At 32.1% G+C, this 22235-nt stretch carries 22 protein-coding genes and 2 pseudogenes; 21 read left to right on the top strand and 3 right to left on the bottom strand.

Annotated features, from left to right (window positions below):
• Positions 1–119 precede the first annotated feature (119 nt).
• Positions 120–1403, top strand: coding sequence for a BC_2427 family protein (locus tag DPQ31_RS13950; protein ID WP_208732056.1), 1284 nt, complete (start codon positions 120–122; stop codon positions 1401–1403).
• 234 nt (positions 1404–1637) lie between these two features.
• Here the strand turns inward: DPQ31_RS13950 and DPQ31_RS13945 are convergent, their stop codons facing one another.
• On the bottom strand, positions 1638–2069 hold the full coding sequence (locus DPQ31_RS13945; protein WP_208732055.1) for a GNAT family N-acetyltransferase: 432 nt from the start codon (positions 2067–2069) through the stop codon (positions 1638–1640).
• Between the two features lie 223 nt (positions 2070–2292).
• Here DPQ31_RS13945 and DPQ31_RS13940 point away from each other — a divergent pair, with 223 nt between their 5' ends.
• From DPQ31_RS13940 to DPQ31_RS13915, 6 genes and pseudogenes are all read left to right on the top strand, one after another.
• Positions 2293–3153, top strand: coding sequence for a DegV family protein (locus DPQ31_RS13940; protein ID WP_097957346.1), 861 nt, complete (start codon positions 2293–2295; stop codon positions 3151–3153).
• Between the two features lie 306 nt (positions 3154–3459).
• Entirely contained in the window at positions 3460–4020 is a 561-nt protein-coding gene (locus DPQ31_RS13935) for a GNAT family N-acetyltransferase (protein ID WP_015000610.1), read from the top strand.
• A gap of 381 nt (positions 4021–4401) precedes the next feature.
• Positions 4402–5991 carry a M3 family metallopeptidase gene (locus DPQ31_RS13930; protein ID WP_208732054.1) on the top strand — a complete coding sequence of 530 codons (1590 nt, stop codon included), beginning with the start codon at positions 4402–4404 and terminating at the stop codon, positions 5989–5991.
• 12 nt (positions 5992–6003) lie between these two features.
• Positions 6004–6678 carry an HAD family hydrolase gene (locus tag DPQ31_RS13925; protein WP_098711356.1) on the top strand — a complete coding sequence of 225 codons (675 nt, stop codon included), beginning with the start codon at positions 6004–6006 and terminating at the stop codon, positions 6676–6678.
• A gap of 83 nt (positions 6679–6761) precedes the next feature.
• A pseudogene (locus DPQ31_RS13920) lies at positions 6762–7220 on the top strand (GNAT family N-acetyltransferase).
• A 101-nt stretch (positions 7221–7321) separates the two neighbouring features.
• Entirely contained in the window at positions 7322–7822 is a 501-nt protein-coding gene (locus DPQ31_RS13915; protein ID WP_098711355.1) for a DinB family protein, read from the top strand.
• A 41-nt stretch (positions 7823–7863) separates the two neighbouring features.
• Here DPQ31_RS13915 and DPQ31_RS13910 read toward each other — a convergent pair whose 3' ends face one another.
• Positions 7864–8280 (bottom strand): hypothetical protein, encoded by a 417-nt coding sequence (locus DPQ31_RS13910; protein ID WP_087969918.1) that lies wholly within the window; start codon positions 8278–8280, stop codon positions 7864–7866.
• A 121-nt stretch (positions 8281–8401) separates the two neighbouring features.
• On the opposite strand from DPQ31_RS13910, the gene DPQ31_RS13905 reads away from it, so the two are divergent.
• From DPQ31_RS13905 to DPQ31_RS13895, 3 genes are all read left to right on the top strand, one after another.
• Positions 8402–9049 carry a response regulator transcription factor gene (locus DPQ31_RS13905; protein ID WP_000865955.1) on the top strand — a complete coding sequence of 216 codons (648 nt, stop codon included), beginning with the start codon at positions 8402–8404 and terminating at the stop codon, positions 9047–9049.
• On the top strand, positions 9042–10418 hold the full coding sequence (locus DPQ31_RS13900) for a HAMP domain-containing sensor histidine kinase (RefSeq protein WP_208732053.1): 1377 nt from the start codon (positions 9042–9044) through the stop codon (positions 10416–10418). Before DPQ31_RS13905 ends, DPQ31_RS13900 begins: the two co-directional genes overlap by 8 nt.
• Positions 10419–10623: 205 nt before the next feature.
• On the top strand, positions 10624–12420 hold the full coding sequence (locus tag DPQ31_RS13895; RefSeq protein ID WP_208732052.1) for a Xaa-Pro dipeptidyl-peptidase: 1797 nt from the start codon (positions 10624–10626) through the stop codon (positions 12418–12420).
• An 80-nt stretch (positions 12421–12500) separates the two neighbouring features.
• Here DPQ31_RS13895 and DPQ31_RS13890 read toward each other — a convergent pair whose 3' ends face one another.
• On the bottom strand, positions 12501–12770 hold the full coding sequence (locus DPQ31_RS13890) for a hypothetical protein (RefSeq protein ID WP_001086639.1): 270 nt from the start codon (positions 12768–12770) through the stop codon (positions 12501–12503).
• Between the two features lie 204 nt (positions 12771–12974).
• On the opposite strand from DPQ31_RS13890, the gene DPQ31_RS13885 reads away from it, so the two are divergent.
• From DPQ31_RS13885 to DPQ31_RS13835, 11 genes and pseudogenes are all read left to right on the top strand, one after another.
• The gene (locus DPQ31_RS13885; protein WP_098911889.1) at positions 12975–13736 is read left to right on the top strand and encodes a class I SAM-dependent methyltransferase; all 762 of its coding nucleotides are present in this window, start codon (positions 12975–12977) and stop codon (positions 13734–13736) included.
• Positions 13737–13836: 100 nt separating this feature from the next.
• Positions 13837–14396 (top strand): annotated as a pseudogene (locus tag DPQ31_RS13880) (AAA family ATPase).
• Positions 14397–14539: 143 nt separating this feature from the next.
• Positions 14540–14803 (top strand): hypothetical protein, encoded by a 264-nt coding sequence (locus DPQ31_RS13875; protein WP_000426647.1) that lies wholly within the window; start codon positions 14540–14542, stop codon positions 14801–14803.
• Between the two features lie 214 nt (positions 14804–15017).
• Entirely contained in the window at positions 15018–15485 is a 468-nt protein-coding gene (locus DPQ31_RS13870) for a lysozyme family protein (RefSeq protein ID WP_098711352.1), read from the top strand.
• Positions 15486–15679: 194 nt separating this feature from the next.
• Complete coding sequence (locus DPQ31_RS13865) at positions 15680–15910, top strand: hypothetical protein (RefSeq protein WP_000789036.1); 231 nt, start codon at positions 15680–15682, stop codon at positions 15908–15910.
• A 645-nt stretch (positions 15911–16555) separates the two neighbouring features.
• Positions 16556–16990, top strand: a complete 435-nt coding sequence (locus DPQ31_RS13860; protein WP_000344619.1) for a DUF4279 domain-containing protein — start codon at positions 16556–16558, stop codon at positions 16988–16990.
• Between the two features lie 236 nt (positions 16991–17226).
• Positions 17227–17583 carry an FtsB family cell division protein gene (locus tag DPQ31_RS13855; RefSeq protein WP_087969910.1) on the top strand — a complete coding sequence of 119 codons (357 nt, stop codon included), beginning with the start codon at positions 17227–17229 and terminating at the stop codon, positions 17581–17583.
• Between the two features lie 302 nt (positions 17584–17885).
• A complete protein-coding gene (locus DPQ31_RS13850; protein ID WP_087969909.1) occupies positions 17886–18212 on the top strand; it encodes a DUF3870 domain-containing protein in 327 nt (108 codons plus the stop codon).
• A gap of 68 nt (positions 18213–18280) precedes the next feature.
• Entirely contained in the window at positions 18281–19327 is a 1047-nt protein-coding gene (locus DPQ31_RS13845) for a dipeptide epimerase (RefSeq protein ID WP_000704543.1), read from the top strand.
• A gap of 45 nt (positions 19328–19372) precedes the next feature.
• A complete protein-coding gene (locus DPQ31_RS13840; RefSeq protein WP_208732051.1) occupies positions 19373–20374 on the top strand; it encodes a C40 family peptidase in 1002 nt (333 codons plus the stop codon).
• 20 nt (positions 20375–20394) lie between these two features.
• Positions 20395–22017: a peptide ABC transporter substrate-binding protein gene (locus DPQ31_RS13835; protein WP_087969907.1), complete on the top strand. Its 1623-nt coding sequence runs from the start codon at positions 20395–20397 to the stop codon at positions 22015–22017.
• Positions 22018–22235 lie beyond the last annotated feature (218 nt).

Genomic DNA, 22235 nt, shown 5'->3' with positions numbered 1-22235 from the left:
AAGCATTGTCTTTGATAAAAAGACAATGTCTTTTTTATTATTATAAAACATATATAATGATGAAATGGTCGCGTACAAAAAACATATTTTTATGAATTTCATTAGACGGGGGGATGGTGATGAAAAATCCATGGGTTGGTCAGGAAATATGGAACAAAGTTTATAAAGGGAAAAAGCTGAATGTTCAAGATGATGCACGCGAAATAAGAAAAAAGGAAAAAATTGAAGAAACAGAATCAGAGAAAGAAGATAAAGCGATTGAATTAGAGAAAGAAAATAAAGAAACAGAATCAAAAAAGGGAGATAAAGCGATTGAATTAGAGAAAGAAAATAAAGAAACAGAATCAAAAAAGGGAGATAAAGCGATTGAATTAGAGAAAGAAAATAAAGAAACTGAGTCGAAAAAAGAAGAAACAATTGAATTAGAGAAAGAAAGTAAAGAAACTGAGTCGGAAAAAGAAGAAGAAACAATTGAATCAGAGAAAGAAAGTAAAGAAACTGAGTCGAAAAAAGAAGAAGAAACAATTGAATCAGAGAAAGAAAGTAAAAAAACAAAGTCGAAAAAAGAAGAAGAAACAATTGAATCAGAGAAAGAAAGTAAAAAAACAAAGTCAAAAAAAGAAGAAGCAGTTAAATCCGAGAAAAAGAGTAAAGAAACAGAGTCACAGAAAAAACGTCAAGATTCAGAATCAAAAATAGAGACCTTAGTACGTTCAAAAGTAGTAAAAACCCCATTTTCTATTATTTCAGATGTGACTAGTTTTATAAAATTCCCTAATATGAATGTGAAAAATCAAGAAGTATTTGTATTTCGGAATCAAAAAGATGAAAGGGGTCGTGAATTGGATACTAAGTTATTAACTACAGTGCAACATTATCAAGGAGAAGTTAATTGTAATTTAGTTTCTTCAAACCTTTATGAAAAGAGAGTGCTTTTAGAACTTTCTAATCAAAAAATAAAAAGTAATATGGAAGAGAATTGGGTAGGAACATCTTCGTGGATTCCTATACACGGAATAATTTTAGATAAGGAAGATGAAGGAGGAGTAAATAATTATATACCTGCGAAATTCCCAATAGAAATAGGGAAGTATAAAGGTGAAATTAATTTACGAGAAAAAGTGGTATTTAAAGAAAAAGTTATAGAAATAAAAGAGGTGTCACAGGAAATTATTTTAACAAAAAAAGAGTTTTTATTACCAAAAATAATAAGGAAAGGAAATAATCCATCTAAAATTGAAAAAGGGAGCTTACTCGTAGAAGGTTATATTTTTCAATGTATTGAATTTATATCGGAACGAAGTACACCGCATGATAACGCGTATCAGTTAATACAAAACCTTGTATTGGAATTAACTGTGCAATTGTTACAAGAACAGGAAGTTTGGGTGCGGATTAGATAATTAATCATTTCTACATCAATTAGTTAAAAATTTCTTCAGGAAAATGTATTAGAGAAACTTAAAAATAATGCTAGCAAGTTTGTAAATGAGCTTGCTAATAAGCGTTTGGGAAAGATATGAAATACAATTGATGGATCGCTTTAAAAAACTAATTCTTTTAATAGATGAAATGGATAAATCTTTGTTAAAATATGAGGTGTAACACAAAGTGTATCCACCCCCATTATAGAAAACTTACAATTTAAACAGTAATACATGTTTATCATAATGTTTTAAACACCAATTATATTTTTTTAGAATAATTGGATGGACAACTTCTTTCGTAGTATCGACCTCAGTATTGCCATATTTCTTATAAAAGTTTTCTAGTTCCTCAAAAGGAAGACAATACACATTTTGTACGTGTAATTTTTTCGCAGTTTCTACTAAAAATGAAACAAGTTCCCCAGCTAATTGTAGACCTCTAAATTTAGGGAGAATAAAAATCCCACCCATTTCTATAGTATTATCATCTATTTTGACTAGTCGTCCAACACCTGCGTACTCATTGTTGTATGTAATGATTGCAACTTTATCTCGCTTTAAATCGCTCCGTACAAATCCTATTGATTCGTATTGATTATTAATCCATTCTAGATCATTATATGTAGCCAGTTGAATACTCATATGCATCCTCCTTCAGAAAACTTTTACTATTTCCATTATACATAATATATTTTCAGGAAAAAGTGGTTAAAATGGCATGATTTTTATTAACAGTTCAAGTTTTGAAGAATAGTGCATACAATATAAAGTGTTTTCCTTTCTTCATTTAAGTTTTACGTATATAATTTAAAAGTACTATTTTTATTTTATTATTTTATATTTATAACAGAATAGAGGTTTAAAAATGGGTGTTAAAATCATTACGGATAGTGCGGCGGATTTACCGGTAGAATTGCTGCAAGCATATGATATTGATTTAATTCCACTCCGTGTATATGATGAAGCAGAAACAGAGTATTTAGATGGAGTTACATTAGAGTCAGTTACATTATTGCAAAAAATGAGAGAAGGCGCTGTTTATAGAACATCATTGCCTTCACTTGAAACTTTCCAAGAAAAATTTGTTTCTTATGCAAAAGAAGGTAACCCTTGTATATATTTAGCTTTTTCATCTGAACTGTCTGGTACATATCAATCTTCAATTGTCATTAAAGAGGAAGTAAAAGAAACATATGCAGATTTAGATTTGGAGATTATTGATACGAAATGTGCTTCGCTTGGTCAAGGGCTTGTCGTTTTAGAAGCTGCTAAAATGGCGAAAGACGGCGCATCAAAAGAAGATATTTTAAAACGTGTCGCTTTTTTAATGAACCATATGGAACATATCTTCACTGTGGCTGACTTACAGTACCTTGTTAGAGGTGGACGTTTAAGTAAAGTAGCAGGTTTTATCGGCGGTTTATTAAACATTAAGCCGATCTTAAATGTTGAAGAAGGAAAACTTGTACCACTTGAAAAGGTAAGAGGGAAAAAGAAAGTACTTGGCCGAATTGTAGATATTATGGAAAAGCGCGGGAAAGAACTTAAAGGTCAAACAATCGCAATGACTCATGGCGACGACTTAGAAACAGCTGAAGCGTTAAAAGCATTAATTACGGAAAGATTCGGCTGTGAAGTATTTATCGTAAATACAATTGGTGCAGCAATTGGAGCACATACAGGACCTGGCGTTATAACATTATTTTTCTTAAATGAAGTAGAGTAAAGGATTGATCTTTTGATCAATCCTTTTTTATTTTTAATCTGTGATAATTGGGCGATATGGTATTGGTGAAGTGATACTTATATCAATCATCGTGTAAAGAAATAATAAAGTCGGTTAAAAAATGCTAGTCATGCTATTCAACAATCGAGCTATATAACGATACGATTTCTTGTCAAAATTAAAAATATTTGAAATAATTGTTATTAAGTTAAAAGAGGGCGATTACAGAAAAAGGTGATACGACTTTCTCTTACTTAAGAATTGTGGAATATTTAAAAAATCCGATTAAGTATATTCCGAAAGGGTGTGTGTAATATATTATCAACTAATGTTTTTACTTATAAATCTAAGGATGGAAAAACAGTAATAATTAGAGAAGCTAAAGAACAGGATGCAGAAAGAATGCTAAATGCTGCTTCAAAAGCTTTAATAAATGCTCCATACATGCTAAGTACGGTTGAGGGTGTAAAAAAGATGAGTGTTGATGCTATTCAAAAAACGTTAAAAGCTTATCATGAAAATCCAAATTATGTACAGTTTATTGCTGAAGTTGATGGTAAGTTAGTCGGTGCAATCGATTTTAAGAACGGAAACAAAGAAAAAATTAGTCATCAAGGGGCTTTTGCGATGACCATACTACCTGAATATCGAAATTATGGTATTGGAAGAGCCCTTCTAGAAACGTTAATCAATTGGGCTAAAAATAACAGTAAGATTGAAAAAGTTTGTCTTGAGGTAATGGAAGATAATCTAGGTGCAATCCAGTTATATAAGAATCTAGGATTTTTTGAAGAGGGTAGAAAAGCAAAGGGTGTAAAATTGGATGACGGCTATCAAAATTTAATATTAATGGCTTTATTCGTTTAAAATTGAACATTATTCAACAATAGGCGCTATTGTTGAATAAAAATTAGATTTTCAAACGACTTTATTGTTATATTTTTAAGTACAGTGAAGTATCTTATATCGAAAATTATACAACTATATTTTAACCCCGTCCTAAATTTAGAACGGGGTTATGCTTGTTTTAGGTTTAAAAGTAAATAACTTTATTGTCTTTTTTACACATCGTATCATTCATGTGTTTATGCTATTTGTGATTGAGTGGTGAAAGAAACGAATATAAATCTAGTCCTGCTCATCGAAAAAACGAAATATTTAAAGATATTAAAAAATTGTAGTTTCATATATAATTGGGTAGGGAGAAATATCTGTAATTATTTGTAAACATAGGAGGCGGCTATAAAAATGCATGAAATTGCTAGGTGGGATTTAGATCGATTATATTCGTGTGAAGATATTATATTTCCGATATTAGAGTTGAAAGAACAATATATAGTGACAAAGGATGTGGAAATCCTTTCAAAACTTATACAGGCTATTGAAAAGGCAGAATACTATTTGTATTGCCGATCGGCTGAAGAAAGTGTTTCATCTGACAATACTATATTGACTGTGAAAGTAAAGGAACTAAAAAGTGAAGTACAGCAAGTAATACAACAAAGTGAGGTGGAAATTTCTGATAATATTAATACTAGGTTCATAAAAGATGAACTTAATGCGTGGGAAAATATGTACATACAATTAAGAAATAAGATAGAAATAGAGCACAATAATAAACAATTATCATTTGGTCAAGCAAATCATATTGCAATGAATAGTGATAATGAAAAGGAAAGATTAGAAGTATTTGTGCTACTAATAAATGCATTACATAAGGAAAAAGAAGTCTTTGCTACTGTATTAAATCAAATAGGGAGATTGCGTAATACAAAGAGTAATGAAAAAGAAGATAGAGAGATTTTAACACAATCTCTTCATGTGAATGGTATTTCTGAAACTGTATTATTACAAATGTGGAATGCGACAGAAGAAAATCTTGATAAATTAGTTAGTGCTTTAAACATGTATAAAATAGGGAAAGATTCCATTACATGGCATGAACTTATGACAATGAAGGAAAATAATGAGGCTATTATTCCTTTTTCACTAGCAGTACAAAACATATATGATGCATTAAAAGCTATTGATGAAGAATTAGCAGAATTTGCACGTAATGCGATAGAAAGTGGATGGGTAGATGGTGAACCGAGAGAGAATAAACCACCAGGTGGGTTTTGCGTTCCTTTTTTCAGTGAGAAAGAATCCCGTATTTCAATGCGTTATGACGGAAGTATCGATAGTGTAAGGATACTTGTCCACGAACTAGGACATGCTTGGCATTTTTATAATATGAGTTTTGAACAAACTACTTCTTTCTTAGATGATTATTTGCCAATGAGTACGGCTGAATCCGCGTCTATTTTCTTTGAAACAGTACTCATAAACTATTTAATTGAAACAACAAAGTGTATAGATATGAAAAAGTCATTACTTAGCTGGAAAATAAGAAATACTTTTAATTATGTTATGGCCATTCGAGCATCATTTCAATTTGAGAAGAATTTTTATGAAAAATGTAAAGAAGGTCCCATAAGTGCTGACGAAATTGAGAAGTTATCTATATTGGCACAAGAAGAAGTATATGGACATGCTTTAAGTGAATATCAGCCGTTCGTGTGGATGAAATATATTCAATTTTATATTGCGGATGTTCCTTTTTACAATTATCCGTACACATTTGGATATTTAGCAAGTTTTAGTTTAGTAGAAATAGCGAAGCAAAACTCAAGTACATTCCATTTAAAGTATAAAGAATTTCTACGAGAAACAGGAAAAGCTCCAGTAGAAGAGCTGATGAAAAAACATTTTCAAATAGATATAACAAGCTATGAATTTTGGGATAAAGCTTTTATACAAATTTCTAAAGATATTGATGAATATTTGCAGCTTATGTAAGGAGAGGATGACATGTTTCAAGCACTAATTTTCGATATGGACGGAACGTTATTTCAAACAGATAAAATTTTAGAAGTATCGCTAGATGATACTTTTAATCATTTACGGTCACTACAATTATGGGATGCAGTAACGCCAATTGATAAGTATCGTGAAATTATGGGTGTGCCGTTACCGAAAGTTTGGGAGACGTTATTACCAGACCATTCTATTGAAGCGAGAGAACAAACAGACGCATATTTTTTGGAAAGATTAATTGAAAACATAAAGAGCGGAAAAGGTGCTTTATATCCAAATGTAAAAGAAGTATTTATGCACATAAAAGAAAATAATTGTTCAATATACATTGCTAGTAATGGCTTAAAAGAATACTTACAAGCAATCGTATCTTATTATGCTTTGGATCAGTGGGTTACTGAAACATGTAGTATTGAACAAATACAATCGCTAAATAAAAGTGACTTAGTCAAAAATATTTTGAACAAATATGATATAAAAGAAGCAGCCGTAGTTGGAGACCGACTATCTGATATAAATGCAGCGAAAGATAACGGTTTAATTGCGATTGGATGCAATTTTGATTTTGCACAAGAAGATGAACTGGCTCGTGCGGATATAGTAATTGATGATTTAATGGAGTTGAAGGGGATATTGTCTGAAGTGCAGAATACGCATGCTACGAATTGAATAAGGTAACAACCATAAAAATGCTCAGAATAAATGATTCTTGAGCATTTTTGTATATTTTTATATTAAGGGAGGGAATTTACTTGAAAGATATACATATTCAACAAATAGAAAATTTAATGAAATATGAAATTAGTCATCTCGTTCAGGACAGTAAGGAAGGAGGTTTTAACTTCCTAATAAAATTAATAAATGAATATGAAAACAAAATAAATGTATTTAATAAAACTGGAGAATGTTTATATGGTATTTTTCAAGGGGAAAAGTTAATTGGAATAGGAGGGCTAAATGAGGATCCATATACAGAAAATAATAAGATTGGTAGGGTAAGGAGATTTTATATTGCAAAAGAATACCGAAGGAAAGGATTAGGAAGGTTACTGTTAGTGCGAATTTTAAGTGATGCTAAAAAATATTTTAATATCGTTGTCTAAAATACAGATACGGAACAGGGTGACAAATTTTATACTTCGGGTGGATTTGTGAAAGGGAAAAAATATGTAGGAGCGAGCCATTATTTGAACTTATATAAAAGGATGTAGTGAATTATTATTTATCCACTCTGACAGAACTTTCGTTCTATTTTTATGTGGATTGATGATATAATTTATTTGAATCTATTATTAGAATGGGGAATTGGATGATGGGAGAAAATAAAATTATTCATGATTTCAATGAATATTCAATTTGGTTAAATACATTGAAAGGTATGAAAGAAGAATTGTGGGTGGCACCAATATCAGAGGGGAAATGGACTATTGGTGAGATTGTATCTCATATTATGAATTGGGATGAATGTCTTTTAAGTAAGGTCTTACCATCAGTGAGAGAAGGACAGGGAGTGGAGTTCCCTGACTTTAATACATATAATAAAATAGCATCTAGTTATGCCAAATCAGGTATATCTAAGATGAAACTTCTTGAAGAAGCAAAAACAAAAAGAGAGTTACTCGTAAAAGAAATTAGATTATTGCCTGCTGGAAATCTAAAGAAACCTGTAACTGCCAATGGAGTATCACATTGTCCTCATACTGGAACGCCGTATTCTCTTATATATATTATTAAAGAATTTGTAGATCATGATAACCATCATAAAAGACAGGTTATGCATTTTTTAAATGAAAATCAAGTTGTTAACCGATAAAGAAAGATCCCGCAAATGATATTTGTGGGATCTTTCTTAAATTATAATGTAACATTCATTTGTTTCAATAATCTATTTGGATCACCTTTCACATAATAAAAATGCGGATTATTCTCATCATCATATAGCATAATATAAGGTTTTTCATTTTGTGGGAGCAGTATAAGTACTTCGTCTATTGTAGTATGTAACCATTGATTGGCAATAGAAACAGGTTTAGATAAAGGGATTTTTATCATATGTCCATCTTTCGGAACGACATTTAAGTTTTTAAATGGTCCAGTTATTGCTTTAGCGTATTGAACAGCTTCTTTTTCGATTGCTGGATCTAAAGATTGTTTTTGAATGACCATTTCTTTTTTGCAATCAAACACTTCAATTTGTTGATTTGTATTTGCGAGCACATTTGTTGATAATAGGAAGAAAAGAAGAGAAATGACCCCGATTTTTTTTTTCATAATACAACACCTCATCTTTACTATACCCTCAAAAGGTTTAAATATTTTTCTGTCACATACATGTAACAAAGAAGTTGTATGATACAATTGGTTTTTGTTTAAAAGCAATGGAGGATAAATTATGAAAGTATTGATTGCAGATGATGAACAAGATATGTTGAAAATTTTAAAAGCTTATTTTGAAAAAGAAGGTTTCGAAGTTTTATTAGCAAAAGATGGAGAGGAAGCACTTCAAATTTTTTATGATGAGAAAATAGATTTAGCTATTTTAGATTGGATGATGCCGAAACATAGTGGTATTACAGTCTGTCAGGAAATAAAAAAGAATTCAAGTGTAAGAGTGTTAATGCTTACGGCGAAAAGTGAAAGTGAAGATGAATTAGCAGCGCTTCAAAGCGGGGCAGATGAATATGTGAAAAAACCATTTCATCCAGGAGTACTAATTACCCGAGCGAAAAAGCTTGTACAACAGGATGATGTAATTCAAGTGCAAGATGTAAAGATAAATTTCGCCAAAAATAAAGTATATAAAAATGATATAGAATTAGATATTACAAAAACAGAACTAGAATTAATAAAGTGCTTTTTAAATCATAAAGGAATGATTTTAACGCGTAAAAAATTGTTAGATATCGTATGGGGATTTGACTATTTTGGAGAAGAGAGAACGGTTGATACACATGTGAGGAGATTGCGTAAAAAAATCGGAGAGAATATTATAAAGACGCATCGTGGTTTAGGTTATAGTCTGGAGGAACAAAGTGAATAAACTTGGAAAAAAGCTATTTTTCAGCATTTCTTTAACGGTTATTCTTATTTTTATGATCTCTTTATTATTAATTAATTATCTTTTACCGAAATATAATATTTATAAAACACGTGAAAACTTAAATAAATTTACAATGCAAATACAAAATACATCAGTAAAAGATTTAGAAGATGTTGTCCATACAATTGAAAATGAAAGTAATGTTTCAATTGTGTATACGCCAATCAACCAGTCAATAGTTGATATGAACGAAGCACTACACTCAAAACTTATGAGAAAGAAGGTAACATTAAATAAACTGTGGATTACGAAAGACGAAGTCATAAAAGTGAAAACGGAAGGGCAATCGAATAAACTATATGATCAAGGAAAGGTAAAAGCAAGCTTTTTTGCTAAGTATATTGCGAAAGATGATACGATAATTTTAATTGGGACTTCTATTGCAAATTCAAATGAAATTATTAATACGTTAAATACATTTTACTTATACATTTTGTGTTTCTCACTCCTTCTCATTATTTTACTTGTGTGGATACTTTCAAAAACAATCACGACACCATTGAAAGAATTAAGTGATGTCGCAGAAGAAATTTCACGTTTGAAGTTTAAAAGAACGAAAGTGAAAACGAACGATGAAATAGGAGACTTAGCCAATAGTATCAATATTATGAGTGATAAATTGCATGAAGCACATCAAGATTTAACAGATCGTAATGAACATTTAAAACAATTTATGGGTGATATCACTCATGAATTAAAAACACCTATAGCATTAGTAAAAGCATATTCTATGGGAATAAAAGATGGGTTAGATGATGGTACGTACGTAGATACAATTATTAAACAAACTGATCAAATTTCAAATCTAGTTGAAGAGTTATTACGATTTTCTAAACTAGAAAGAGATATATTACAAAAAGAAGAATTCCCTATTGAGCCACTAGTCCAAAGTATAATAGATAAACATAAGATTGAACTGGAATCGAAAGAAATCAATTTGCAAGTGAACAATACTGTTGGTGATACAATCATTTATGCCGATTTAAATAAAATGGGAATGGTGTTTCAAAATTTAATTTCTAATGCGATTAAATATACAACGAATCAAAATGTAAAAATTTATTTAGAAAATAGAAACGATGGTATATATTTTCAAATTCAAAATGGTATTCATGCTGAACAAATTAAAGATATCGATAAAATTTGGGAACCATTTTATGTATTAGAATCTTCTCGTAGTAAAGAAAAATCAGGTACAGGATTAGGACTAGCGATAGTAAAAAGTATTTTAGAAAGACATGGTTTTGAATATGGAGTCTCTACTATAGATGGAGAGATACAATTTGATATTTATATGAAGAAGGGCTAATTAAAAACTAAAAAAACATCGTCTATTTTCAATAGGAGACGATGCTTTTTTATGATTATAAGACAGTATTAAGTGGAACTATATAATTTTGAAAGCTCGTAGGGAGAATGTTCTACAAATTTCTCAAGTTATTGTATAGAATATAAACTGAATTTTCAGTAATTTTGTTGTATAGTAAGAAGAGAAGTATTGGGGAGGGAAGGGCATGGAGAAAAAGAAAATTGCAATTACACTATCAGCTATTTTATCTTTATCAATTACATCAGGAGTTTCTACTATGACTGCGTATGCAGAAAATAAGGAAGCAAACACTAGAAATGAAAATGGCGTTAAGTTAAATGGAAAAGTTTCAGAAGCATTACATTCGAACACGAAAATTGAATTAGAAAATGGGATGACAAAACCTATTTACTCACTTGATGAAGCGATTATTGAAAATTTGTTTGTAGAAACAGAAGTTGATAGTGATCGCGATGGTAAAAAGGATCGTGTATCAGTAAAGGTTATGCGTCCAAAAACTGATCCGAATGTGAAAGTTCCTGTTATTTATGAAATGAGTCCATATCGAGCTGGATTAAAAGATGTTCCTGTATATAATGTAGATGAAGAATTGTATGCGTATGAAGGAAAACCGTATGGAGCGGTTAATCTTGGTTCGTACGGAAACTATTACGTGCCAAGAGGTTATGCAGTTATTTTAGGAGAAAGTATCGGTACTGGAAAATCAGATGGCTGTCCTACGACTGGAGACGAACAGGAAATAATCGGGACGAAGTCTGTCATCGATTGGGTAAATGGGCGTGCGAAAGCATATACAGAAGATGGAAAAGAAGTAAATGCAAATTGGTCTACTGGAAATGTAGGTATGACAGGGGTTTCTTATAATGGTACGTTACCAAATGCTGTTGCGACGACTGGCGTTGAAGGGTTAAAAACAATTATTCCAATCGCAGCGATTAGTAGTTGGTATGATTATTATCGTGCCAATGGCGCAGTCATTGCACCAGGTGGGTATCAAGGGGAAGATACAGATAATATGGCAGAAGCAGTACTAACAAGGGAAAACCCTGAAGTTTGCGGACAAGTTATAAAAGAGCTCACTGATGGACAAGACCGGAAAACTGGTAATTATAATGATTTTTGGGATAAACGTAACTATGTGAAAGATGCTAAAAATGTAAAAGCGAGCGTATTTGTCGTTCACGGTTTAAACGATTGGAACGTAAAAACGAAGCAGTTCGCGCAATGGTGGGATGCGCTTGGAGAAAATGATGTACCTCGTAAAATGTGGTTACATCAAGGTGGACACGGCGGAACATCAAGTAATAACTGGCAGCAAACACAAAATAAATGGTTAGATTATTGGTTGTACGGAATTGAAAATGGAATTATGGATGAACCAATGGCTGATGTACAACGAGAAAATAAAACATGGGAAAGGTTAAAAAATTGGCCAGATCCAGCGGCTGTGCCGTCAAAAATCCGAATGTATTTAAGTAATAAAGCAGTCAATTTGCCATTAAGTATGGGATCTGCTAATAAGGTTTTCTCATTCGTAGATGATGCAAAAATGAAATCAAACCAATTAGTAGCAAACCCGGAATTAGAAGTAGCAAATCGATTAGTGTATACAATGCCGGTGTTGCAAAAAGATATACGAATAAGCGGTACACCGCAAGTTTCATTCAAAGGAAATATTGACCGTTCTGTAGCAAATTTAACAGCTTTACTTGTTGATTACGGTGGAGCAAAGCCTGAAATCGTTACGAGAGGTTGGATGGACCCGCAAAACTTAAATAGTATAAAAAATTCAACAGCGCTTCAACCTGGAAAAGATTATACATTTACATGGGACATGCAGCCAGATGATTATGTATTTAAAGCAGGACATCAAATTGGGATCGTTTTAATTGCTAGTGACTATGATTATACAATTAGACCGAAAGCGGGTACGAAGCTTACAGTAAAATTAAGCGAAGTAATATTACCGATTGTGAAATAAATGATTTTTAATGAAGAGCTTACTATATAGTAAGCTCTTTAAATTTTGGGGTGTAATTGTTTATCAATACGAGGAGGCAATTATGAATTTCTATTAAAAATACTTACAACAAATAAAACAATTGCATTTAGGATTAAAATTCCACTAAAGGTAAGCCCAGCAACACCTCCAGCGAAACCATCTCCAACTTTTTCACCAATTACATGCATAGTCGCGAAGAAAATGATGGGGGAAGAAAGGATGAAAATGCCACTGGCAATTTTCCATATTCGCCTATACTTCTTTGCAATAAAGAAAATTAGAGCATTAAAAGTGATAAGAAGAAAAAGAAATCCAATTAATGAATTCATCATATCATCCTTTCGAAATAAGTCTGAATTTTCGATTTCTATATATTCATTTTGAAGGAAATATTATACAATGTGATTATATTCTATGGAAAGCGAGTGATATAGTATGACAGTCAGCTCTTTCGAATTTTCATTAAAATTAAAGGTACAGGAAGATTAATTGAATTGAAATCTTCCGTACGTATAAAACGGAGGAGAAAATAAATGTTTAGTTTTTATAGTACACTTTGCACAGAACTTTATGATTACACAAAGCCTGTCGGTTATTCTTTACATGGTGATATTGAGTATTACAAAGAACGTTTGAAAAATTGTAAAGGAAGAATTCTTGAAGCAGCTGTAGGATCAGGACGTGTCATTATTCCATTTCTTGAAGCTGGTTTTAACATTGATGGGATAGATTATTCACCTGAAATGCTAGATTCTTGCCGTAAGCGGTGTAAAGAGAGAGGCTTACATCCTAATTTATATGAAGGAAGCTTACAACAATTTTCACTACCACATAAGTATGAGGCGATTATCATTCCTACTGGATCCTTTTGCTTAATTGAAAATCGTGAGGATTCTATAAATGCTTTGAAATGTTTGTATGAACATCTTAATACAGGTGGGCGCTTAATTGTAGATCTTATACTTCCGTATGACTGGAAGGTAGGTGAAATTCACACATCGACTTTTTCTCTGCCAAACGGAGACGGAATTACGTTAGAAAAGAAATCAATTGAAATGGATTGGCTGAACCAAATTGCTGTATCATATTTAAAATATGAAAAGTGGAGTAAAGGACAGTTAGTACAAACAGAACTACAACGTTTTGCAATGCGGTGGTATGGTATAGAAGAGTTTAAACTCCTTTTAGAAAGTATTGGTTTTTCTAACATTACTTGCTCTGCTGACTATGTATATGAAAAAGAGCCGTCAAATGCAGATCAAATGATTACGTTTGAAGCTGTACGAAAAAAATAGTACAGAAACTATTAATAAAAATAAGGCAATCGATACGAAATCGACTGCCTTATTTTCTATTTTGTGTAATTGTTTATAGAGAAAGATAGGAGGGAAATAAATGAAATTCATATTAATATTTGGCCCACAAGCAGTTGGGAAAATGACAGTGGGGCAAGAATTAGCAACATTAACCGGTTTAAAACTTTTTCATAACCATATGACAATTGATTTAGTAAGTCCAATTTTTGATTACAGTACGAAAGAAGCAAAAAGACTAGTAAGTTTATTTCGTAATGAAATATTTGAAGAAGTATCTAAAAGTGATTTATCTGAATGATTTTTACTTATGTATGGGCATTTGACCTCCAATCCGATTGGGATTATATACATCATGTAGTAAGTATTTTTGAATCAAAAGGTGGGACGGTATATTTTGTAGAGCTGGAAGCGGAATTAGATGAAAGATTAGAACGGAATAAAAGTCCGCATAGATTAGAACATAAACCGAAAAAAAGAGATATTGAATGGTCTGAAAATAATTTAAAAGAAACGATGAAAAAGCATAGATTAAACTCTTTTCATGGTGAAATTGAAAAAGAAGAGTATATAAAAATTAATAATACTTACTTGAGTGCAAAAGAAGTAGCGGAAATGATTAAAGAGAAGTTTCGATTGTAAAATTTTTAAATGCTGATACGTTTTCATTGTCCAAGCATTCTCCTACTACCTACATATACTATTTATGTTAAAATCGGTCACTATTTTAAACAGGACTGCTATTTTAATATATACAACTATTCAAGGAAGAGGGGAGAATAAATTTGGAAAACGAAGAACAAGGAAGAATTGAAAATCAAGTGTATTCTAATCGGGTAGTTAGATCAGAATTTGATGAGAATTGGGAAACGTGTATTTCAAAAAGCGGTTATGTAATCTATGTAGCTACAAGTGATCATGCGGAAGTAATAGTACTTCTTGCAGATGGTTCAAGTAAATTATTAATCTTTGGAAAAGGCGGTAAAGTAGTAGTAGGTGGCGGCGGAACGAGTCATTACAGTAAACCACATATTGCAAGAAATATATAAGGTAGAACGTGTTTATTAAAAAGACACTCGAAAACGGTTAGCCACTCATGTTTAGAACATGGGTGGCTAACCGTTTTTATTTGTTTAAGTGATTTTAGAAAAACTTAATTTATTATTAACTTATGCATCATTCATATCATTTCGTCAAATGAATGTCACATAAAGGCTTTATAGTGTGAGTAGGAAGTGAAACATACACAAAGCAGGAGATGAAATGATGAAAAAAGCGTTACAATATATATTCATATTACTTACGTTAGTAACAGTAACGAATGCTCTTTATTCAAAATATGAGAAGTATAAAGAGATTCAAAATAATAAGAAAATAATTGGTGAAGTTGCTAAGAGGTATGATATTCCAGATTGGATTCCACTATCTATCGCAGACCATGAAACAAAATTGAATCGAAAAGCAATAGGGGATAATGGCACATCATTTGGATTATTCCAATTGCATCGGGGCGGATTAGCACCAGCCTCTTTATCTGAAGAAAGTTTAATGGATTCACAAATCAATGCAAAAATAGCAATCACTAATATGGTCAAATCATATGAGCGCGGTGTGAAAAAAGGATTAAAAGATTGGGAGTTATTAAAATATGTCGCTAATACATCAGGATGGCCAGGTAATTTAGGAGAAGACTGGACGGATAAAAACACGAAATATAATATAGGTTTGTAACAATCATATAAGCAATATAAGAAAGTGAATTAAGAAAAGCATTTCCTATTTTGGGAAATGCTTTTTCTATGTTATAGTATAATAGTGTTTTAAAATGATGTTATTTTAGTATACTTCAAATTTTGTTATGTATTATTTTTATATTAAATAATCATTTAAAGTATTTTTTTATATAAGGAGCAATAATTAGAGAAATGAAAAATATAGACTTTATACTAGAAAGTGATGAGACATTAAAACCGTCAGAACGATTAGTACTATTATTATTAGAGAAGCATAGAATGTTATATACAAACGATCTATTGGCATTGTCTAATTTATCATATAAAACATTAACGGATTCATTAACTGCCCTTGTTTTAAAATCATATGTGTTAAAGGAAACAGGTAAGGGGAGAAGACAAAATTGTTATAGATTAGTATGATAAGTCTGCTCATTTTAGAGGGTTTATACGTATTTTTTCAAATGAAAGGTTAAAATACATTTTAACCTTTCAAATGATAAATGTTTATTAGGCAGCTATTTTTTGATATGCGTAACGTGCTCGGTTTTTTAATATATATTTTTATTTCATTATTATAAATCCAATTCAGTTAAGGTAAAAACGATTAAATTATTTAAAGAATTATAAAAATGAAACGTAAAAACAATCCATCTAACAAATGGATTGTTTTTTTATTGGGATAATAAATTATAAAAATAATAGTATTATGTAAACAATTTAAATGGAGAAGTAATGCGCCGTTAGTAATAGAGTTTATCCCGCTATTTGCCGGGAAGTAAAACTCCCACCTCAAAACTCGGCTGGGGCAAAGAAGTTAGGTGGGAGTGGGGCTGGACCGATTGGTGAGGGCTGATAATCAGTGGGGATGAACATAACCCACATTGATTAAAGTATTACTTTATAAAAATAAAAACATCATATATTGATAAAAAGATGTAATTGTAGAATGATTCATATTAATATTAAAAGTAGTTATAGGTTGGCATAAAATTCAACTTGTAGTCTGTAGTAAAATGGAACGATTGAATTAAATAATAATTTATTTTTAATAAAGGTGTGAGATTAATGGATGAAACGCAAGTAATGGTTTATTTCAATCTGTCTGGAGATGAATTTCCAGTAGAGGTTGTTTCTGAAAGATTGCAAGTAAGCCCAACTAAAAGTTATAAAAAAGGGGACATAATTAGAAAAACAAACGAAACTGAAAACATAACAAGAAACTATACATCTTGGCAACTAAGTACAGGATATCAGGAATCATTAGATGTAGGAGATGTAATGGAGCAATTAATTCTAAAACTAAAAGATAAGTCAGCCATTATTAATGAACTAAAAAGAGAATTTGGATTAGAATGTAGATTCACTATTGTAATTAAAATAAATGATAGTCATACACCAGCTTTTCATTTAGATAATCCAGTAATTGATTTTGCTAACAGTATTAAAGCTGATTTTGATATTGATTTATATGCGAATCCTTATGTTGAGGAGATAAAGTAAAGTGCTAAGTAAAAAAACTCTTCTACAATAGTAGAAAAAGAATAACATAAACTACTATTTTATTGCAGCATACATAAAAAATCTCGATGTAAATATGGAAATGTCGTCGAATGCTATCTTTAATTGGTTAATTTGTGAGATATTTTTGTGAAGGAACTTATTTTATAAGAATAGAATTTAGTTTAGTAAGAAAACGTGCCTATGGTAGTGAAAAATATGGGTTAGGAGGACTTGAAATGAGGAAACTCAAAAGAGTAAATGTTCCTAATATACCAGAGCAACTATCACAACCTAGTGACAATCGTACTATAAATAAAAAGAAGTTAAGACGACTTATTTTAATGGTTCTTTTTATTGCAGTGACTACTTTATATGTTCAATATATTTTAACGAAACAGCAAGAGATAATAATGAATAAAAAAGATACGATTACAAATCAAAAGAAACAATTAGTTACATTAAAGAAGGATCAATCGTTTCTAAAGACTAACATTGAGAATTTAACGGATAATGAAGAGGAAATTTTGAAGTTTGCGAGAAAAGAGTACCAATTTTCTAAGTCAAATGAAACGATTTTCGTATTACCAAAGTAATGAAACAGTTAGCGTTGGCTAACTGTTTTTTATTTGTAAATGAAGTACGAAAACAGAAAAGCTAAATTTTTGCATGGTACAAGGAGTTCTAACATAATGTAAGATGTACAGTTGAAGCCATTACATCAATGGAATTCACAATTATCCATAATTATGGAATATGTGTAAAGATAAATGTTGTTAAAATTCTGATAATTTTATATAATATTCATAAGCGGATACATTTTTTAATGAACGTTGAGTTTATCGCTTGTACGACTATTAAGAAACCCGTTATCCTTGTATAAGAAAGGAAGATAGCTGTGTATGCTTCAAATACAATTTATGTCGTAGGGGATGCGAAAGCGCCTCAAAATAATCCCATTACGGAAAAGTTTAAAAGCTATTTTGTAGCTTTTGTACTTGTGAAGGAGACAGGGGAAATTGTAGATGCAGATTGCTCAGCGACAATTGCATTAACATCTCAATTCGTTAAATATTTATTTCTACATAAAAATATTAATGATCCAGCGCTAGTAACAGAAATAAAAGATCGTTATTTCGGTTCATCTCAAAAGGCATTATTAGTAGCGCTAAAAGATGCGCAAAAAAAATATAATCAGATTGCTGCTTTGTCTACTAAATCATAGACAAAATCCAGCCGTAAGGAAGTTCTTGCGGCTGGATTTTTTTATTGGACAACGAAAGGATGAGCGAAATGAAAATTACGGATATAAAGGTGAAGCGTCGTTGTGTAAAGCTTCATACTCCATTTAAAACCGCACTTCGTACCGTAACTGAAATTGAAAGTATTGATGTGTTTATTCATACAGATGAAGGAATTGTTGGAAAAGGAGCTGCGGCCGCAACACCGGTTATTACGGGAGATTTCGCTAGTGGGATTGAGGAAGCTATATTAGGGCCGCTGCGTTCATGTTTAATTGGTCAAGATATAATTCAATTTCAGCAGTTATTACAGCATATCCAAATGAGTTGTATAGGAAATACAAGTGCGAAAGCAGCGGTTGATATCGCTTTATATGATGTGTATTGCCAATATCAAAACGTTCCACTTTACGCATTATTAGGCGGTAAGAAAGAAATCTATACAGATATTACAGTAAGTGTAGATGATCCTATTATTATGGCAAAAGAGGCAAAGCAACATGTAGAAAAAGGATTTCAAACTTTAAAAATTAAAGTTGGTAAATCTGTGCATTTAGATTTAGAGCGTATTGAGGCGATTCGAAATAGCGTACCAAAAAATACAACGTTACGATTAGATGCAAACCAAGGATGGAATCCAAAAGAAGCGGTTTCTATTGTTAAAGAGATGGAAAATCGTAATTTAAATATAGAATTCATTGAACAACCAGTTCACGCGAAAGATTTGGATGGATTAAAGTACGTAAAAGAAAATGTACAAACGCCTATTATGGCTGATGAAAGTATATTTTCAGCAAGTGACGCATTAAAACTCGTGCAAGGAAGCTATGCGGACTTAATCAATATTAAATTAATGAAATGCGGTGGTATACGTGAAGCGTGGCGTATTGCAGATATTGCAGAAGCGGCAGGTGTGAAATGTATGGTTGGCAGCATGATGGAATCTTCACTTTCCGTTAGTGCTGTAGCACACTTAGCTGCTGCACATCCAAATATTTATTATTTCGATCTTGATGCACCGCTATGGTTAATGGAAGAACCGGAAGGAATGACTTACTCCGGCTCAAAGGTAAACCTTCATTCTAAAGTGAATATGTAATCTTAGAAGAAATGACTAGTAACTTACCTTTTAAGGAGGATATATATGAAAAAAGTAGGAACTGCATTATTGACAACTCTATTTATATTTTCATCGTTTACATCGGCAAATGCTGAAGAGAAGAAAGATAGCAAAGCGTTTATAGATGTATCTGCCGCAACGTTATGGACTGCACCTGATTCGTTACGGCCAATTGATGCACCGAGTGCAACAAATCCAGTTGATTTATGGAAGTGGACGAAATCAATGACGCTTGATGAAAAACTATGGTTAACAAATGCAAATAAATTAGAAACGCAAGCACTACTCGGTCAAGAAGTAACGGTTGTTGATAAGAAAGGTGACTGGGTAAAAGTGTTAGTACACGGACAGCCGACACCGCGAAATGAAGAAGGTTATCCGGGATGGATGCCGGAAAAACAATTAACGTATAATCAAGAGTTTGCAGATAAAACAAACGAACCGTTCGTATTAGTAACGAAACCGACCGCAATTTTATATATAAATCCTTCTGAAAAACAAAAAGCACTTGAAGTTAGCTATAATACGCGACTGCCGCTACTAAGTGAAGATACCATTTCATACCGCGTATTGTTGCCAAATGGACAGAAAGCATGGCTACGAAAAAATGATGGAGCGGTTTACCGTTCTCAAGATGATATTCCAACACCGACAGCCGATGATTTAATCAACACAGGGAAAATGTTTTTAGGTTTACCATATATATGGGCTGGTACAAGTGGGTTTGGATTTGATTGCTCTGGATTCACACACACGATTTATAAATCGCACGGTATTACAATACCGCGCGATTCTGGACCGCAATCAAGAGCGGAGGTTGCCGTTAATAAAGAAAACTTACAAAAAGGAGACTTAATCTTCTTTGCGCATGATCAAGGGAAAGGTAGTGTCCATCACGTTGGGATGTATATTGGTGATGGTAATATGATTCACTCACCAAGAGCTGAAAGATCAGTTGAAATAATCCCGTTAAATACACCAGGATATATAGAAGAATACGCGGGTGCTCGCCGTTACTTACCGTAAAAAATAGAGGGGGTTTGGAAATGAAAAAGGTAGTTCGCTACTCGTTAGTTAGTACTCTATTAGTTGCTTCATTTTTAGTTGGTTGCGCAAAAGAAAAAACAGCTACAAAGTCGAAAGATGAGAAAAAAGTATTGCAGCTACTAGAAACGGGTGAAATTCCATCATTACATTCAGGGAAAGTAACAGATGCGGTATCATTTAACGTTTTGAATAACGTAATGGAAGGGCTATTCCGATTATCGAAAAATGATGAAGTAATTGAAGCCGGAGCGCAAAAATATGAGGTTAGTAAGGATGGAAAGACTTATACATTTCATTTACGTGATGCGAAATGGTCTAACGGAGATCCAGTAACGGCTCACGATTACGTATATGCTTGGAAGCAGCTTATTAATCCAGATACAGCTTCTCAATATGCATATATTGCGTATGATGTGAAAAATGCGGAGAAAATAAATAAGAAACAACTAGGATTAGATGAATTAGGAGTAAAAGCAAAGGATGATAAAACATTTGTCGTAGAGCTGGAACATCCTGTACCGTATTTTACGAAACTACTCATTTTGCCATCTTTCTATCCGATTAATGAAAAATATGCGAAAGAGCAAGGTGATAAATACGGATTAGAAGCAAATAAAACGGTATATAATGGACCGTTTACATTATCAGAATGGAAACATGAAGCTAGCTTTACAATGAAGAAAAATGATAAGTATTGGGATAAACAAGAAGTGAAGCTAGATGAAGTAAACTATCAAATTGTTAAAGAAATTTCGACTGCGGTAAATTTATATGAAACAAATAAGGTTGATAGAGCGGTCATTTCTACAGAATTTGTAGATAAATATAAAACGAATAAGGAACTGAAACAATATACAGATCCAGTCATGTATTTCTTCCGTTTCAATGAAAATGTACCGATTCTTAAAAATAAAAATGCGCGTCTGGCACTAAGTACAGTGTTTGATAAGAAGGGCCTTGCGACTTCATTTTTAAATGATGGTTCTGTTGCTGCAAACTACTATGTACCAAAAGGTTTTTTAAAAGGTCCAGACAAGAAAGACTTTAGAAGTACAGCAGGCGAATTTAATAAGACAGACGTAAAACTGGCAAAAGAATATTGGGAAAAGGCAAAGCAAGAAACAGGAACGAATGAAGTAACGCTTGAGTTATTAAACTATGACTTAGAAAACTTTAAAAAAGTAGGCGAATATATTAAAGAACAGCTTGAGAAAAACTTACCTGGGCTTAAAGTAAATGTGAAATTACAACCACATACGCAAAAACTAGCGTTAGAGAAGAAAAAAGAATATGAAATGTCGTTATCACGCTGGTTACCTGATTATCCAGATCCAATGACTTATTTAGAAGTATTCCTTTCAGGAAGTACTGTAAATAATACAGGGTATGCAAATCCAGAATATGATGCGTTAATTAAGAAGATTAAAACTGAATTAGGTAACGATGAAAAAGCACGTTGGAAAGCACTGCAAGATACTGAAAAAATGCTTCTGGATGATGCAGTAATTGCACCGGTATTCCAGCGCGGTCTATCTTACTTACAAAAACCATATGTGAAAGACTTATATGTGCATCAATTCGGTCCAGCTACAAGCTTAAAATGGGCAGATGTACAAAAATAAAGTGATGGAGAAACAGACTTCACGTATGTGGTGGTCTGTTTTTTTTATGTAATACATAATCGGATGAATTATAGACATTTCATTTGTTTTTTCGACGTTTAAAAATAAAATTATTACTAAAATTCCAGTGTGAAATTTATGTAGAATCTTGTATAATTAACGTGTTTCTATGGAAACATTTGCTTGCGCTATTTGTATAGGACTTAATAGAACAAGGA

This window comes from Bacillus sp. COPE52 (assembly GCF_003355115.1).
GTDB classification, from domain to species: domain Bacteria; phylum Bacillota; class Bacilli; order Bacillales; family Bacillaceae_G; genus Bacillus_A; species Bacillus_A toyonensis.
The sequence above is the reverse complement of the archived record's forward strand: the minus strand, read 5'-3'. Positions and strand labels throughout refer to the sequence as shown.